Source organism: Bradyrhizobium sp. JR4.3, from assembly GCF_040547695.1.
GTDB classification, from domain to species: Bacteria; Pseudomonadota; Alphaproteobacteria; order Rhizobiales; family Xanthobacteraceae; genus Bradyrhizobium; species Bradyrhizobium canariense.
Genome location: NZ_JBEPQF010000016.1, coordinates 1 through 14,338, shown reverse-complemented (window position 1 = coordinate 14,338; position 14,338 = coordinate 1). Strand labels below are relative to the sequence as shown.

At 62.0% G+C, this 14,338-nt stretch carries 18 protein-coding genes and 1 pseudogene; 11 read left to right on the top strand and 8 right to left on the bottom strand.

Going from position 1 to position 14,338, the window contains the following annotated elements; all coding sequences use genetic code 11:
- Nucleotides 1-52 precede the first annotated feature (52 nt).
- From ABIB91_RS23845 to ABIB91_RS23835, 3 genes are all read right to left on the bottom strand, one after another.
- On the bottom strand, nt 53-457 hold the full coding sequence (locus ABIB91_RS23845) for a nuclear transport factor 2 family protein (RefSeq protein ID WP_354163888.1): 405 nt from the start codon (nt 455-457) through the stop codon (nt 53-55).
- Nucleotide 458: 1 nt separating this feature from the next.
- Nucleotides 459-1,355 carry an MBL fold metallo-hydrolase gene (locus ABIB91_RS23840; protein ID WP_354163890.1) on the bottom strand — a complete coding sequence of 299 codons (897 nt, stop codon included), beginning with the start codon at nt 1,353-1,355 and terminating at the stop codon, nt 459-461.
- Between the two features lie 72 nt (nt 1,356-1,427).
- Complete coding sequence (locus ABIB91_RS23835) at nt 1,428-2,072, bottom strand: DsbA family protein (RefSeq protein WP_354163892.1); 645 nt, start codon at nt 2,070-2,072, stop codon at nt 1,428-1,430.
- Nucleotides 2,073-2,181: 109 nt separating this feature from the next.
- On the opposite strand from ABIB91_RS23835, the gene ABIB91_RS23830 reads away from it, so the two are divergent.
- Nucleotides 2,182-3,087, top strand: a complete 906-nt coding sequence (locus ABIB91_RS23830) for a LysR family transcriptional regulator (protein ID WP_354163894.1) — start codon at nt 2,182-2,184, stop codon at nt 3,085-3,087.
- 49 nt (nt 3,088-3,136) lie between these two features.
- On the opposite strand, the gene ABIB91_RS23825 is transcribed toward ABIB91_RS23830, so the two are convergent.
- The 3 genes from ABIB91_RS23825 to ABIB91_RS23815 form a co-directional block, all read right to left on the bottom strand.
- On the bottom strand, nt 3,137-3,574 hold the full coding sequence (locus tag ABIB91_RS23825; protein ID WP_354163896.1) for a type II toxin-antitoxin system VapC family toxin: 438 nt from the start codon (nt 3,572-3,574) through the stop codon (nt 3,137-3,139).
- A gap of 3 nt (nt 3,575-3,577) precedes the next feature.
- The gene (locus ABIB91_RS23820) at nt 3,578-3,820 is read right to left on the bottom strand and encodes a type II toxin-antitoxin system Phd/YefM family antitoxin (RefSeq protein ID WP_007592169.1); all 243 of its coding nucleotides are present in this window, start codon (nt 3,818-3,820) and stop codon (nt 3,578-3,580) included.
- 106 nt (nt 3,821-3,926) lie between these two features.
- Nucleotides 3,927-4,823, bottom strand: coding sequence for a LysR family transcriptional regulator (locus tag ABIB91_RS23815; protein WP_354163898.1), 897 nt, complete (start codon nt 4,821-4,823; stop codon nt 3,927-3,929).
- 266 nt (nt 4,824-5,089) lie between these two features.
- On the opposite strand from ABIB91_RS23815, the gene ABIB91_RS23810 reads away from it, so the two are divergent.
- From ABIB91_RS23810 to ABIB91_RS23790, 5 genes are all read left to right on the top strand, one after another.
- A complete protein-coding gene (locus ABIB91_RS23810) occupies nt 5,090-5,824 on the top strand; it encodes an SDR family NAD(P)-dependent oxidoreductase (RefSeq protein ID WP_354163900.1) in 735 nt (244 codons plus the stop codon).
- A 52-nt stretch (nt 5,825-5,876) separates the two neighbouring features.
- The gene (locus ABIB91_RS23805; RefSeq protein WP_354163902.1) at nt 5,877-6,629 is read left to right on the top strand and encodes a glucose 1-dehydrogenase; all 753 of its coding nucleotides are present in this window, start codon (nt 5,877-5,879) and stop codon (nt 6,627-6,629) included.
- 32 nt (nt 6,630-6,661) lie between these two features.
- A complete protein-coding gene (locus ABIB91_RS23800; RefSeq protein WP_502917013.1) occupies nt 6,662-7,261 on the top strand; it encodes an NADPH-dependent F420 reductase in 600 nt (199 codons plus the stop codon).
- A gap of 69 nt (nt 7,262-7,330) precedes the next feature.
- Nucleotides 7,331-7,741, top strand: a complete 411-nt coding sequence (locus ABIB91_RS23795) for a nuclear transport factor 2 family protein (RefSeq protein ID WP_354163904.1) — start codon at nt 7,331-7,333, stop codon at nt 7,739-7,741.
- A 10-nt stretch (nt 7,742-7,751) separates the two neighbouring features.
- Entirely contained in the window at nt 7,752-8,384 is a 633-nt protein-coding gene (locus tag ABIB91_RS23790) for a class I SAM-dependent methyltransferase (protein WP_354163906.1), read from the top strand.
- A gap of 146 nt (nt 8,385-8,530) precedes the next feature.
- Here ABIB91_RS23790 and ABIB91_RS23785 read toward each other — a convergent pair whose 3' ends face one another.
- Together ABIB91_RS23785 and ABIB91_RS23780 are read right to left on the bottom strand one after the other, a co-directional pair.
- Nucleotides 8,531-8,914 carry a hypothetical protein gene (locus tag ABIB91_RS23785; protein WP_354163925.1) on the bottom strand — a complete coding sequence of 128 codons (384 nt, stop codon included), beginning with the start codon at nt 8,912-8,914 and terminating at the stop codon, nt 8,531-8,533.
- Nucleotides 8,914-9,066, bottom strand: a complete 153-nt coding sequence (locus ABIB91_RS23780) for an integrase (RefSeq protein WP_035992850.1) — start codon at nt 9,064-9,066, stop codon at nt 8,914-8,916. Before ABIB91_RS23780 ends, ABIB91_RS23785 begins: the two co-directional genes overlap by 1 nt.
- A gap of 118 nt (nt 9,067-9,184) precedes the next feature.
- Here ABIB91_RS23780 and ABIB91_RS23775 point away from each other — a divergent pair, with 118 nt between their 5' ends.
- The 5 genes and pseudogenes from ABIB91_RS23775 to ABIB91_RS23755 all read left to right on the top strand — a co-directional run bounded on the left by ABIB91_RS23775 (nt 9,185) and on the right by ABIB91_RS23755 (nt 13,466).
- On the top strand, nt 9,185-9,577 hold the full coding sequence (locus ABIB91_RS23775; protein WP_354163909.1) for a VOC family protein: 393 nt from the start codon (nt 9,185-9,187) through the stop codon (nt 9,575-9,577).
- Between the two features lie 595 nt (nt 9,578-10,172).
- Nucleotides 10,173-10,865: an AraC family transcriptional regulator gene (locus ABIB91_RS23770; protein ID WP_354163911.1), complete on the top strand. Its 693-nt coding sequence runs from the start codon at nt 10,173-10,175 to the stop codon at nt 10,863-10,865.
- A gap of 249 nt (nt 10,866-11,114) precedes the next feature.
- Nucleotides 11,115-11,795 (top strand): alpha/beta fold hydrolase, encoded by a 681-nt coding sequence (locus tag ABIB91_RS23765; protein WP_354163913.1) that lies wholly within the window; start codon nt 11,115-11,117, stop codon nt 11,793-11,795.
- A 30-nt stretch (nt 11,796-11,825) separates the two neighbouring features.
- Nucleotides 11,826-12,632 (top strand): alpha/beta hydrolase, encoded by an 807-nt coding sequence (locus ABIB91_RS23760; RefSeq protein WP_354201683.1) that lies wholly within the window; start codon nt 11,826-11,828, stop codon nt 12,630-12,632.
- A gap of 136 nt (nt 12,633-12,768) precedes the next feature.
- Nucleotides 12,769-13,466: pseudogene (locus tag ABIB91_RS23755) on the top strand (type 1 glutamine amidotransferase domain-containing protein).
- Nucleotides 13,467-14,338: the final 872 nt, after the last annotated feature.

Genomic DNA, 14,338 nt, shown 5'->3' with positions numbered 1-14,338 from the left:
GAGCCCACATGTTGCGGGCTCCCCTCTCGTATGTTCCGACGTCATACCGCTGTTACGGACCGGCAGGCTCCAACGCCTTCTGCACCATCGCGGTGTCGACATATTGCGTCATGCTGGCGATCTTGCCGTCCTTCAGCAGATAGAGATGCGCGAAATTGGCGCGCATGGATTTGCCCGTCGCCTTGTAGGTGCCGGAGTAGATGCCGAAGGCGGCGACGCGGTCGCCGTCTTCGAGATAGGTGTGAACATCGGCACGGTAGCCGGTCCATTCGGTGGCGAGACGCCGGAACACGCCTGATATGATCGCGTCGGGTCCGACATAGGTGCCCGCGTACGGAAACCCTTCCGCTTCGGTCCACGCGGCATCGGGAGCGAGAGCGGCCAGCAAATTGCGGCCGTTCTCTTCCGACGACGATCCCTCATAGGTGGCGCGGATCAGATCGAGGTTCGCCCCCATCTCAGCCCCACTTCATCTCGCCGGTGGCGACCTTGGCGCCGATATCGAGCGCGACGCCCATGCCGAGGCCGGGGAAACGCGCCTCCATCGCTGCCTTGAGCGCGGCGGAATCCTTGGCCTTGGCCAGCTCTTCGTCAAACGCCTTGAGATAGGCGATTGTGTGCTCGACACCGGACAGGTCGGTTTTTGCATCCACCGACAAATGGCCGGGCACGACGATCGCCGGCTTGCGCGCCGCGATCTTTTCGAGATTGGCGATCCAGGCGGCGCGCTGCTCCTTGGTCGGCGTGTCGGCGGTCCAGACATGGACGCCGGAGAAGATCAGCACGCCGCCGAACACCGCGTTGAGCGAGGGAACGAACAGATAGCGCCGGTTGACCAGGCCGTCTGCGCTGACGATCTCGATGGTCTCGCCGTCCACGCTGAGCGTCTTGCCCTCGAACGCTTCGGGAATGACCACATCGGCGAGCACCTGCGGGCCGTTCGCCTTGAGCTGCGGCCCCCAGACGGCAAGCTTCTTTTCGACGCTGGCGTTAATGGCCGCCAATGTCGCCGGCGCCGCGAGCACGCGGGCGTCGGGGAAGGCTGCCTTGATCGCGCCGAGGCTGAAGTAATAATCCGGGTCCGACTGGGTGATGTAGATGGTGGTGAGCTTCTTGCCGGTGGCCTTGATGGCGTCTGCGACAGCCTTGCCATCTGAAAGCGTGAAGCCGCCATCGATCAGCACGGCCTCGCTCGGCCCGGACACCAGAACGGGAGCCCGGAAGAAACCGTTCTGTCCGGCTGGAAAATGCTTCCAGGCTAACCCGCCGGCGGCATGGCCGAGCCCTGCGGGTGCGAAGAGTGCGGCGGCGCCCGCGGCGAGAGTGGTTTTCATGATGGTTCTCCTTGTCGGCATGTTGGTCTCCTGGTGCTGGTCTGGGATCGCGAAATGAAAGCTGGATGGTCCGGTCTGTGTTGATCGCTGCGCTCAGGCCGCCTTCAGTCCATCGACGAGGACGTCGAGGCTGCCGAACAGCGCGCTTGCTTGCACGAGGCGGCGATCATGGCCCGTCCCTACGATGAGGGCCGGGACACCGTTGACGCCGAACCGGCGCATCTCGGCACGCGTGGCCTCGAGGCGCGCGCGGTAAGCGGTGATCAGTGCGACGTCGGGGCTCGCCAGACGCGCGGCAACCTCAGGCAAATTCATCGTGCGCAGCACGTCCGACAGAACGGAGATATCCGTGCTGTCGCGGCCCTCGACATAGCGGACGAGCTGGAAGGCCTTCAGCGCCGCGAACTCCCGATCCGGGGCCATGAGCGCGACTGCCGTGAGCGCCAGTGTCGTCGGGCCGGAATCGAACAGGCGCGTGCGGTCGCCCAGCACATCGCGGCGATAGGTTTCGCTGAAGGGCCGACCGCTCAAGCGCGAAATCCGCTGGTCGTTGCTCCAGGCGTAGGCTGCAAAACCATCGTCCATCGGACGCGCGCCCTCGCCGGCGAATAGGCCTGTCGGCGCAAGTTCGACAGCGAAATCCGGCCGGGCGACGACCTGTTCGAGCAGCGTGGAGGCGCCGTAGCACCAGCCGCAGAGCGGATCGAACAGGTAGGTGATGGGAATGGGCGCGGACATGGCGATCTCCTTGAACCGCAATGTGGCACGCGCTAATTGGTAGATAAATATCAACAAAATAGACAGAATGTATGTTATAAACTAACAATCCCATCTGACCGGACGAGCCATGAACCTGAACCGCCTGGCCTATTTCGCAGCCGTCGTGAACACCGGATCCTTCACGCGGGCAGCCGAACGGCTCGGCATCACCAAGGCCGTGGTGAGCCAGCAGGTGGCGCAGCTGGAGCGCGATCTCGGCACCAGCCTGCTCGTGCGCACGACGCGCCGGGTCCATCCGACCGAGGCGGGCCGCATGTTTCATGCGCGCTGCGCCATGATCTTGCGCGAGGCGGAGGATGCCTTCGACGAACTCGCCCAGGCCGCTGCCGCGCCGACCGGCACATTGCGGATCACGGCGCCCAACGACTACGGCACAGCCGTCGTCGTTGCCGTCGTCACCGCCTACGCGGCGCGCTATCCCAACTGCCGCGTGGAGTTGACGCTCGAAGATCAGACGGTCGATCTCGCCTCAGGCCAGATCGACATGGCGATCCGTGTCGGCTGGCTGGTCGATTCCAGCCTGCAGGCGCGCAAGATCGGATCGTTCCGGCAATGTCTGGTCGGCGCTCCCGCGTTCACGGATCGGATCGCCGCCGCGCGCGATCCCGACGACATCGTCACGCTGCCGTTCATCGCCAACATGGCGCTGCGCGAGCCGCTGCTGTGGCAGTTTTCGCGCGGCGATCTCGATCGACTTGCTGTGCGGCTGCAAGCGAGCATCGCGATCGACACGACGCCGGGGGTACTCGCGGCCGTGCTCGCCGGCGGCGGCCTTTCGGTGCTGCCAGACTTCCTGGTGGCCGACGATCTCGCGGCGGGCCGCCTCATTCACATCCTGCCGCAATGGCAACTGCCATCCGGCGGCATTCACACGGTCTACCCCGCGGCCCGCTTCCGGCCGCCCAAGGTGACGGCGTTCGTGGAGATGCTGATCGCGGCTCAGCGACAGGCGGGTTCGGTTGGGGCGGAGTAGCGGTGGGCAGCCAATTAGAGGCCACGCCCTCCCTATGCCTGCGCGATGATCAGGACGGCGGCAGCTCGTCGAAGGGATCATGCACGGGTACGCCGAGCGGCAGCAAATGCCTCGCGTTGCGTGACAAGACCGTCAACGAGTGCTGACGCGCAGTTGCGGCAATCATGATATCGGCAAATCCCGGAGAATGCCCCTGCCCTCGCGCGCGGTCCGACAATTGTCCGGCGATCCGCGCAGTGGGGGTATCGAACGCCAGGATTCGATCCTCATACAGGTGCAGCACGGCTTCCAGCCATTGAGCCAAATCTCTACTCCTGCGCGTGGCTTTCTCGCGTCGCAATTTGGCTATTCCGTCCTCAACCTCCGCAATCGTCACGACGGACAAGAACAAGGAGGCGGATTGCGCATCCATCCACGCGACGAGTGCCGCAGGCGTCGGCCGGTTCGGCGAGACGGCAGATATGACATTGGTATCGACGAGGTACACGTCTCAGAAATCGGTCTTGCGCAGCTTGGCGCGATTACGCGTCGGCACGTCGCCGGCCCGCACGGGGGCCGCCATCAGCAGGCGCCCGAAGCTCGGCACCTGCGACAGACGCCGCCACTCCTCATAGCTCAAGACCACCGCCTGCTTTTTACCGTGACGCGTGATGATCGCGGGCTTGCCATCGACCGCTTCATCGACGACCGCGGAGAGGTTAGCCTTTGCGTCACGAAGCTGAATCTCTCGCATGAGTCCTCCAATATGACTACAGTAGTCATATAGGAGGGCGGCTTGTATTTCAAGGCATTCCCGGCCGACCACCGGACGGCATCCGAATGGACCGACGTGTCCCACGTCAGTCGCGCGATACGGACAGCCCCGCGAGAAGCGGCGCGTACGCGGCGAGCCTGCGGGATACGAACTCGGTGAAGAGCCGCACGCGCTTGGTCTTGCGTGTCTCGCCCTGTGTGAGGAGCCAAACCGTTCCGTACATGTGTAGCTCGGTGCCCGGCACCCTCACCAGCAGGGGGTCGGCATCGCCGACGAAGCACGGCAGCGTCGTGATCCCGAGCCCTTGCCGGACCGCAGCGATCTGCGTCCCGGCGTCCGAGGTCCTGAATGGAACGCCCGTGGTGCGGACCTCGCCCGCGCTGGCCCAGTCCGGGATGCCGTGCATGCTGATGACGATCCAGCGGAAGGGATCAGGCGCGCCCGCACGCCAGGCGGCCAGCCGATCCCTGGACATGTAGACGGCGCCGAACAGCTCCGGTCCCTTCATGCCGTGAAGATTTTGCGGGAGGGTTTTGCGGTCATAGACGACGCGGATCGCGACGTCGGCCTCCCGGTTGGTCAGATTAGCCAGCTCGCCGGCCGACAAGATATCCATCTCGATATCAGGATGCAGGCGCGCAAAATCGGCGAAATCGGGCATCAGCAGGTGCGTCGCAAGCGGCGGCGCCAGCGTCACCCGCAGACGCCCACGCACGCTCTGGTCGCGCCCGAACACACGCGTCTCCAGCAGGTGTGAGGAGGCTTCCATCTGGTCCGCGAATTCGAGGACCTCCTCGCCCGCAGCCGTCAGGCGGTAGCCCGAAGGCAGCTTTTCGAACATCTGGACCCCGAGGCGTTCCTCGAGCTGGGCGATGCGTCGCAGCACGGTCGCGTGGTTCACACCGAGGTGCTCGGCGGCCGCCCGCACCGAGCCTCCACGCGCGACGGCTAGAAAATAGCGAACGTCATCCCAGTCGATCATGGTGCAATCCCGCACCGCGCGGTGCGCCTTTCAAGCCGTATCTGGATGCCTCGTACAGCAGTACGGGCGGTCATCATAGCCGGTTCCGGCCAGCAGGACCCATTCCGAACGGCGGACACCGCTCGCCGCGGCTGGCGCCCGTCGTCCGGCCGGATCGATTTTGCACCACCGATGTGCGCGCTTCCGCACTCAACGCCTGACGCCGGCGGACCTATGTCGGGGACGTCGGGGGCAGATGCTGTCCCGGCACCACGACAGGAGAAATTATGGGAAAGCTCGACGGCAAGGTTGCAGTCATCACGGGTGGCGCGACCGGCATCGGCCGCGCCGCGGCAAAGCGCTTCATCGAGGACGGTGCCTTCGTCTTCATTTTCGGCCGCCGGCAGCAAGCGCTCGACGCAGCTGTCGCCGCCCTCGGCCCCAATGCCCGCGCGGTGAAGGGCTCGGTCTCGGATGAGGCCGAACTCGACCGGCTCTACGCGGCGGTGAAGGCCGAGCGCGGAACCCTCGACATCGTCTTCGCTAATGCCGGCGCGGGAAGCCAGCTTGCGCTCGGCAAGATCACCTCCGCGCACATCGACGAAACCTTCGACACCAATGTGAAGGGTACGATCTTCACGGTGCAGAAGGCGCTGCCGCTGATGCGCCGGGGTGGTTCGATCATCCTGACCGGATCGAGCGCGGGCACCACGGGCGCCCCGGCCATGAGCGCCTACAGCGCGAGCAAGGCGGCCGTGCGCAACCTCGCGCGGACCTGGGCCGAGGATCTGAAGGGCAGCGGCATCCGCGTCAACGTGCTGTCGCCCGGGGCGACCGCCACCGAACTCGCGAAGGAAGCGTTGGGCGAGGAAGGCCAGAAGGTGTTCGCCGCGATGACCCCGCTGCAGCGCATGGCCGATCCCGCGGAGATCGGAGCCGTGGCCGCCTTTCTCGCCTCATCGGACAGCAGCTTCATGACCGCCAGCGAAGTCGCCGTCGACGGCGGCCTGGCGCAACTCTGATCCCGGCGCAGTCCCGCACCTGGCCCACACACACAACGAAGGAAGAAAGATCATGAAAAAACTAGAAGGCAAGATCGCAATCATCACCGGCGGCAGCAGCGGGATCGGGTTGGCCACAGCCAAGCGCTTCGTGGACGAAGGTGCGCATGTCGTGATCACCGGGCGACGCGAGAAAGAACTGAAGGAGGCCACGGCCTTCATCAAGACAAACGTTACGACGGTCATCGGCGACGTGTCGCGCCTGGACGATCTCGACCGGCTCTATGCCGTCGTGAAAGAGAAACATGGTCACATCGACATTCTCTTCGCGAATGCGGGCGCGGGGACGATCGCACCGCTCGCGGCAGCGACCGAGGCCCATTTCGACCAGACCTTCGACGTGAACGTGAAGGGGCTGTTCTTTACAGTGCAAAAGGCCCTTCCCCTCTTTAGGGATGGCGGTTCGATCATCCTGAACTCTTCGGTGTCGAACGTGAAGGGGCTGCCAGGGTTCAGCGTCTACGCCGCGAGCAAGGCGGCGGTGCGCAGCTTCTCGCGAGCTTGGACGCTGGAGCTGAAGGACCGCAGAATCCGCGTCAACACGATGAGCCCCGGACCAACCGAAACCCCTGCCCTGGAAACAACGACGGGCTTGACCGCCGAGCAAGCCAAGCAAGCGGCCGCCGGATTTGCTTCACAGGTCCCGATGGGGCGCAGGGGCAAGCCGGAGGAAATCGCGGCTGCCGTCACTTTCCTCGCCTCCGATGAAAGTTCTTACATCACCGGCGTGGATCTCGCCGTCGATGGCGGCATGGCGCAGGTCTGACCGCGCCATCGACACAAGATCGGAGAAACACCATGAGCTACGCGATTATCGGCTTCGGCCATATCGGCCAGGCCCTGGCCAGGGCGTTTGCCCGCAATGGCGTCGAAGTATCCGTTGCAACCACGCGCGACCCGGAAAGCTTTGCATCCGCCGCGGCCGCGATCGGACCTTCGATCATTCCTAAAAAGCTGGTGGACGCGGTCAAGGCGGACATCGTCTTTTTGGCGGTCCGTTTCGAGTCGCACCAGGATGTCGCGAAGGCGCTGCCCACTTGGCAGGGCAAGACCATCATCGATGTGACCAACGCCTACGGCGTGCCGCCTGAGAAACTGGGAGGACAACCTTCGTCCAAGGCCCTCGCGCAAGCCTTCACCGGCGGTCGACTGGTCAAGGGCTTCAACCATTTGGGTGCTGCCGTGCTTGGTCAGGATCCGGCCGTCCATGGCGGCAGGAGAGTCGTGTTCCTGGCCAGCGACGATGACGCCGCCGCAGCGGAGATCGGCGCGCTTGCGGAAAAGCTCGGCTTCGCGCCGATCAAGCTTGGCGGGCTTTCGGAAGGCGGACTGCTTGTGCAGGCGCGCGGAAACAGCTGGGGCCACCTGATCTTCAAGGATCTGGTCAAGTTCGGCTGATGAACACGGGGACACGAAGCATGCGATCGGATCGCACGCGATCCGATCCGAGCGAAATGGAGAAATCCCATGAGCACCGAGAAAAACATCCAGACCGTGAAGGACTTCTTCGCCGCGATCGGCCGCGGCGACAGGGAGGCTCTGCTGGCGCTGATCAGTGCGGACATCGAGTGGATCATTCCGGGCGAGGACTGGCCGCTGGCCGGAACGCATCGCGGGCACGACGGGGTGACGGATCTGCTGGAGACGGCATCCAGGTCGATCGAAACGTCCACGGAACCCCGAGAGTTCGTGGCGCAAGGAGACCGGGTCCTGGTCGTCGGCTTCGCGAAGGGAAAGATCAAAGCCACGAATAAGACGTTTAGGGACGACTGGGTCTTCGCCATCACCGTTCGCAAAGGCAAACTGACGAACATCCGGGAGTACGTCGACACGCAAGCACTGGCGCGAGCCGCGCGCGCGTCGAATGCCCAAGCCTAAGGAGATCCCGATGTACGACCAATCCAAGCTAGCCGAGTTGATCCGGTTCGCACGCGTAAACGCGGGCTCCACCGTCATCGACGTTTACCCCGGCGATGGCGACTGGACCCGTCTCTTCTCCGAGATCGTGGGAGGCGAAGGACGGGTTGACAGCTTCGTGCCGGCCGAAGTGGCCCACTTCAAGAACGATCCGCTCGGTCGCATCCAGGCGCTTGCAAGGGAGCCGGGTCGAGACAACGTCGAAGCCGTCTCGGCGGACCTCGTGGCGATGCCGGAGGTCACGCGACCGGCGGATGTGCTGTGGCTGCACCTGTTTTACCACGATCTCCACACCGCGCTGATCCAGGCCAGGGGCGCGACGGCGGCCCAATTCAATCGAGCCGTCTACGAGCGGCTGAAGCCCGGCGGGTGCTACGTCATCGTCGACCACGCTGCCGCGCTCGGGGCGGGCACGAGCGAGGCCCAGTCGCTGCATCGGATCGAGCCCGCATCCGTTCGCAAGGAGGTGGAGGCGGCCGGCTTCGTGCTGGACGCGCAAAGCACCCTGCTCGCGAACAAGGACGATCCGCACACGATCAAGGTGTTCGATCCCTCGATCAAGGGCAAAACCGATCGCTTCGCCTATCGGTTCGTGAAGCCGTGACAGAGATCGTAGGGCGGATTAGCGAAGTGTAATTCGCCATCTTGCGCGCGACTCGGCGAGAGAGGGCGGATTACGCCTTGCGGCCAATCCGCCCTACGCATCCGCTGCAGGTCAATTTCGGTTCTTGAGCTTTCGGTGCAGCCGGATCACTTTTTGGCCCTGCCGTCAGATGACTGCTCTGCCGACCCGCCGATTTTCTTCGCGACCACATAGACGTCGACGCCGCTCATCGAGCATTCCTCGCTTGATGCCTGGCTTTTCGTGATGACCTCGATTGTCTTGCCATCCTTGGTGTGAAACGTGATGTCGTAAACCTCCTGGTGGAGGTCCTTGCCGATCTTTTCGGATGCGAGACGAACGGCCTTGGTCTGCGCCTCGATCACGGATGGAATATCGATCAGGCCGGCGTTCTTGAGGTGCACGAGGGCCATGTTCGTGGGCCAACTCGCGCAGTCCGGAGACTTCGCCAGAGCCACCGCAGCCGGCATCACAAATATTGCGGCCGGTACCACTTTCAACGCGGCGCGCATCAATGCACCACCTTGATCGAGTGGTCGCCACTTTCGCAGATCTGCTTGCGCCTATTGATGGGCAGGACGGTAACGTACATGCCGTCGCGGTCGCCGCGCTTGTAGAGCTTCTTGCCAGGCTTAAGCTTCGGAAGTCCCGTATCGGTCAACAAGGTACTCTCCGTTCGGTTCGCCGCCAGATACTATCATGGTACTGCTTCATTATTCTCAAATACGTTGTTATCTTTTGTCAAAAGAAACTCGACTGCCCGGTCAACCGAGGCCCTGCGAATGAAACGCTTGAACAATCTGGAGTGCGTGACCCTCTTCGTTGACGACCTTGCGCGCGCGAGGGCATTCTACGAGGCCGTGTTCGACGCCAAGCCGATTTATTCCGACGCCGTATGCAGCGTGATCGGGCTCGGTGGCGTCATGGTCAATTTGCTACAGGAGACGGAGGCACTGCAGCTCGTGCAGCCGGTGGTGCCGGCTGCTTCGAGCGCCGGACCTCGCATGCTCATGACCATTCGAGTCGGCGATGTCGATGAGGCCTGTGAGAGGCTCCGGCAAAGCGGCGTAGACTTGGTGAACGGCCCTATCGATCGTCCCTGGGGTCGCCGCACCGCCGCCTTTTCCGACCCCTCCGGTCATATGTGGGAGATCGCACAGGAGATACCCTCCTAACATCCGTCATCCGCGCCGGGACGTCTGCACCAAAGCGGTTCTCATTGGCGAGTGGCAGAGCATTGCTCCGATGGCATCAACAGGGCCAATCGGGCGATAGCGCCGCTCTCCCCACTCTCTCGTTCGAGACCATGCTAACGCGCTGATTTCAATGCAAACTATTTGGCGCGTGTCGCAAGACGAGTCCCGATCCGTCAGAAATTTCGCTTTTGATTCCAAACAGGAATTCGACGATCTGCGATTTGCTCGGTTTCAGCGAGGATCGGCATCAATCGGGCGGTTTTTCAGGAACGCACGCCGACCTTTCGCCGCTCAGTTGCCGGGCTAACCGTATTCTTCCATTATTCCGAGAGATGGCAGCGTGAAGTTCGTTTCCGAAAGGCCATGGACGGTGGGCATGGAAGTAGCCGGTTATAGGTCTAAAAGGTATGCGGTGGACGGTGTTTTCCTGTCATCTGCCGGGCGCCGCTGGCGCGGAATGTCTGCCGAGCTCCGATGTCACTTTCCCGGGGAAATACCACCGTATGTGCCTCCCTTCACTGAGATTGCCGTGCTCTTGCGAGGAGCGTCAGTCGTGACAAGACGGGCGGGAGGCATGAAACAGCGCATTGTCGGTGCTCCGGGTACGATCGGGTTGTGCCCCGTGGGATTGCGCGAAGAGTTCACCCATGTATCAAAATATATCGATGAGATGCTGCACATCTATCTCTCCCCCAGCCCGTTTGCGGCCCTTGCCAAGCACACGCCCCAGGATTTCAGCGCAACCTCCGTGAGATACGATGCGGGATTCAGAGATCCCCTCATCGAACATATCGCAGCGGAGGTGCTTGGCGAATTAGAGTTCGAGACGTCTTGCGGCGACCTTCTGGTCGAAACGCTGGCCGACACACTCGCGGTGCGGCTGCTCAATAATTATTCCAGTCAAAGCGCCAATCCTCTTCAGGTTTCGCACCGGTCAAAAGGGCTCGACTCGCGGCGCCTTCAGCGCGCGATCGAGTATATCAATGCAAATCTGACGAAGGAGATCACTGTTGACGAACTGGCCTCGGTCGCTTCGTTAAGCCGTTTTCATTTCTCGCGCATGTTCAAAGCAACCACAGGACAATCGCCCAGCCGCTTCATCGGGCACCTACGCTTAGAGCTGGCCAAATCGCTTCTGATTGCAGGCAGATCGATTGCCGACGTGACCCACGATTGCGGGTTTTCCTCAGAGTCGAATTTTGTCCGATCCTTTCGACGGGCGACAGGCCTCACACCGGGCCAACACCGCAACCGGGCTCGCAAATAGCGGCTATCGCGGAGCTGTAGCCGATGCGTGCGCGATCCGGCGCGGTTCGCGTTGTCTCGCCCGCTGCCCCGCCCATCCCCGGGCAACCAGCACGCCGGGATCAACTCGGCACACCAAGAATGAAACGCAGCACGCAGCGAGCATGCGTAACTTGGTGCGCCAATCTACCATTGGTTCAGCTTCGCGTCCGCGAAGCAACGTTCGCGACCTGGCTAGCAATGTACGGGCGCACGACGAAGGATTACTGACATGGCAATCGGTACGGTCGTTCTCGTCCACGGTGCGTTTGCAGATGGATCTTGCTGGGCGAAGGTAATTCCGTTTTTGACGGCCAAGGGGCTGACAACCATCGCCGTTCAAAACCCGCTTAGCTCGCTCAGCGACGATGTGAAGGCCGTTCACCGGGTCATCGAGATGCAAGAAGGCCCGGTCCTGCTGGTGGGCCATTCGTGGGGTGGTGCCGTCATCACGGAAGCAGGTAACCATGACCAGGTGACGGGTCTCGTCTATGTCGCGGCGGGTGCACCAGACACCGGCCAGTCCTTTGACGACTGGTGGAAGAATTATAAGCCGGTGGCCGGCGGCGCGATCGCTCCCTATGGGGAGGGTTACGTTGCCCTGACGCGGGAAGGCACACGAAAGCACTTCGTGCAGGACCTGTCGGACGCTGAAGCCGATATCGTCTACGCTACGCAGGGTCCGCTCGCTGTCGTATGCTTTAGCGACAAGATCAGCCATGCCGCTTGGCGTTCCAAGCCTTCATGGTACATCATCGCGGAAGACGACAAGACTATTCCACCCGACGTCGAGCGCGATTCTGCCGCTCGGATGGGTGCAAAGACGCTGGCGCTTGAAAGCTCGCACGTGGCCATGCTTTCGAAGCCCAATGCAGTCGCGGACTTTATCGCAAGTGCGGCCGCCTCTCTGTAGTTTCGGCTTCGTATTTTGCTTCGCCTTCAAGTGAAGCGGTCGCGCATCTTCAATCTTCATCACGGGAGAAGTTCCATGATGGCGCTTCGAAATCTGATCCTATTGGGTACCGGCTTGCTTGCGATCGCAATCGCGCCAGTGAGGACTGCGGCAGCGGAGCTCAAAGCAAAAACCGCAATTCTCGTGCATGGCGCGTTCGCGGACGGCTCGTCATGGCAAAAAGTCATTCCGCTTTTGGAAAAAGCAGGATTGAGCGTCGTCGCCGTACAAAATCCCCTCGATGCATTGGAAAATGACGTGGCCTCCACCAAACGCGCCATCGCCAATGCGGAGGGGCCAATCGTGCTTGTCGGCCATTCCTGGGGCGGCGTCGTCATTACGGAAGCGGGCAACGACCCGAAGGTCAAATCGCTGGTCTACGTGGCCGCCTTTGCGCCCGACAACGGTCAATCGGCCGAGGATATCGCGAAGAAATATCCCGAACAGCCGGTTCAGAGCTCGTTCGTCAAGGACAAGGACGGTTATCTCAAGATTAATGATAGCGGAGTTGCGAAATATTTCGCGGCCGGTCTACCGCCGGAAGAGCAGAAGCTGATCGCAGCAGTACAAGGACCGTTCCACGTTCGAACGCTCACTTCGCCCGTCAGTCATGCTGCGTGGCGCGACAAGCCGTCGTTCATGGTGGTTGCGACAAAAGACGCCGTCATCTCGCCGCTTCTTGAGGCGGATCAGGTCAAGTTGGCCAAAGCGACGTCCATTAAGGTGCCATCAGGCCACATCGCAATGCTTTCCTATCCAAAGGAAGTCGCCGAGCTCATCATCAAGGCCGCCGAGTAGGAGGCGCTTGACCGGCGGCGTTGCTTTCGCCTCGCTGATTCCGGCCGAGCGGAGCGTAACCCGCCCTCGCCGGTTGGCTCGATGCGCCCCGCGAGTTCGCCCCCTGCGCGTATCACCATTCAATCAAGGAAAAACCGTGACCCAGCATGTCCTGTTCATCGTCACCAACGCAGCCGTGCTCGGGCCGCACAATCGCCGGACCGGCTTCTTTTTCGGTGAGGTCGCTCTCCTTTCGACGCGCTCGACAAGGCGGGAATCGCGGTAGAGTTCGCGTCCCCTGCCGGCGGATGGACGCCCTACGACGCGTACGACGAGAAAGACCCGGCCCAGAGGGAGTTTTTCGAGAGCAAGGCCTTCCGCCGACTCAATCACAGCCGCAAGTTATCCGAGGTGGACGCCGCGGACTACGACGCGATCCTGGTGCCCGGCGGCCTCGGGCCGATGGTCGACATCCAACGCAATGCGGACGTCCAGAGGGCCATCGTGCGCGCCTGGACCACGGGAAAGCTCGTGGCTGCTGTTTGTCACGGTCCGTGCGCGCTGCTCGGCGTCGACCTCGGCGATGGCACGCCCTTCGTGCGCGGCAGGAAGCTCACGTCGTTCTCGAACAAGGAAGAGTACGACTACGCCCGCGAGGACGTACCCTACGAACTCGAGGACGCGCTGAGAGCGGAGGGGGCCGAGTACTCCTCTGCATCCAACTGGCAACCTCACGTCGTCGTTGATGGCCGCCTTATCACCGGCCAGAATCCGGCCTCGGCGGGACCGCTGGGTAAAGAGCTGGTCGCCGCCCTCAAACGACCGCGAGCGCATCTCGGAGCTGCCGACAGATGATGCTTCAATGCGGTGGATTGCGCCTGCGGCCAATCCACCCCACGAGTTTCTTCACGGACCTAGCCTACTCCCACTCTATCATTTCGAACGCGGCTTCGTCGTTGATTAGTAAGCAAAATTCTCCACGTGTGACGGACAAATCCCGACGACATACCCGCTGCGATTTTTCGGTCTTGAATTCACAGAAAAATTCGAGCCGCTCGTAACGCTGGTGGCTCCGGTACCTATCGGGGTCAATCGACTGATCGGCGCTCCCTGGGTAGCGAAGATGGCTGTGCGCGCACTGGTGCGGTGTAAATTCAAATACCGTCAGAGATCGGAAAGGCGCTCGCTCGGTCCGCACAGACAAAGGCGTTCTTGAAGAAAAGATGAATATTCTCTTGATGCCGCTGCTGTCGACCTCGCCGACCCACAAACAGACGTCTATCGGGGTGGCCAGCCGGATCTATTTTCCGCGGAACACCGCCGGGCGACGCTCCACGAAAGACTGGATGCCTTCTTTCATGTCTTTGCTGCTGAAAACGCGGTCCTTGATCTTCTGGCCCGCTTTTCTGGCCAGAAGCGGCCTTCTCCGCCAGCTCGCGTTTTGTCCGACCGAAAGTCGGATCTGCGTCCGGCGCCGCCATCGGGCGACCAGTTCGTGCGGACTACCTTCAAGTCTCCGTTCGATCGCGAACCTAGGTTGCAATCGGACCTCTAGAATATTCGCCGAGCGCCCGAATTTGTCGAGAACTGAAGATCTTGGCTCTCGTTAGGAGGGGCGCCCTTGTCGGCGGAAGGGGTGTCTTGTCAACCTTGCTGAAATCGCTCGTTTTTTTCGTTCCCGTCGCGGGCAATCTACGGTCCTAGCCACGATCAGTTTCGCAGCCTCT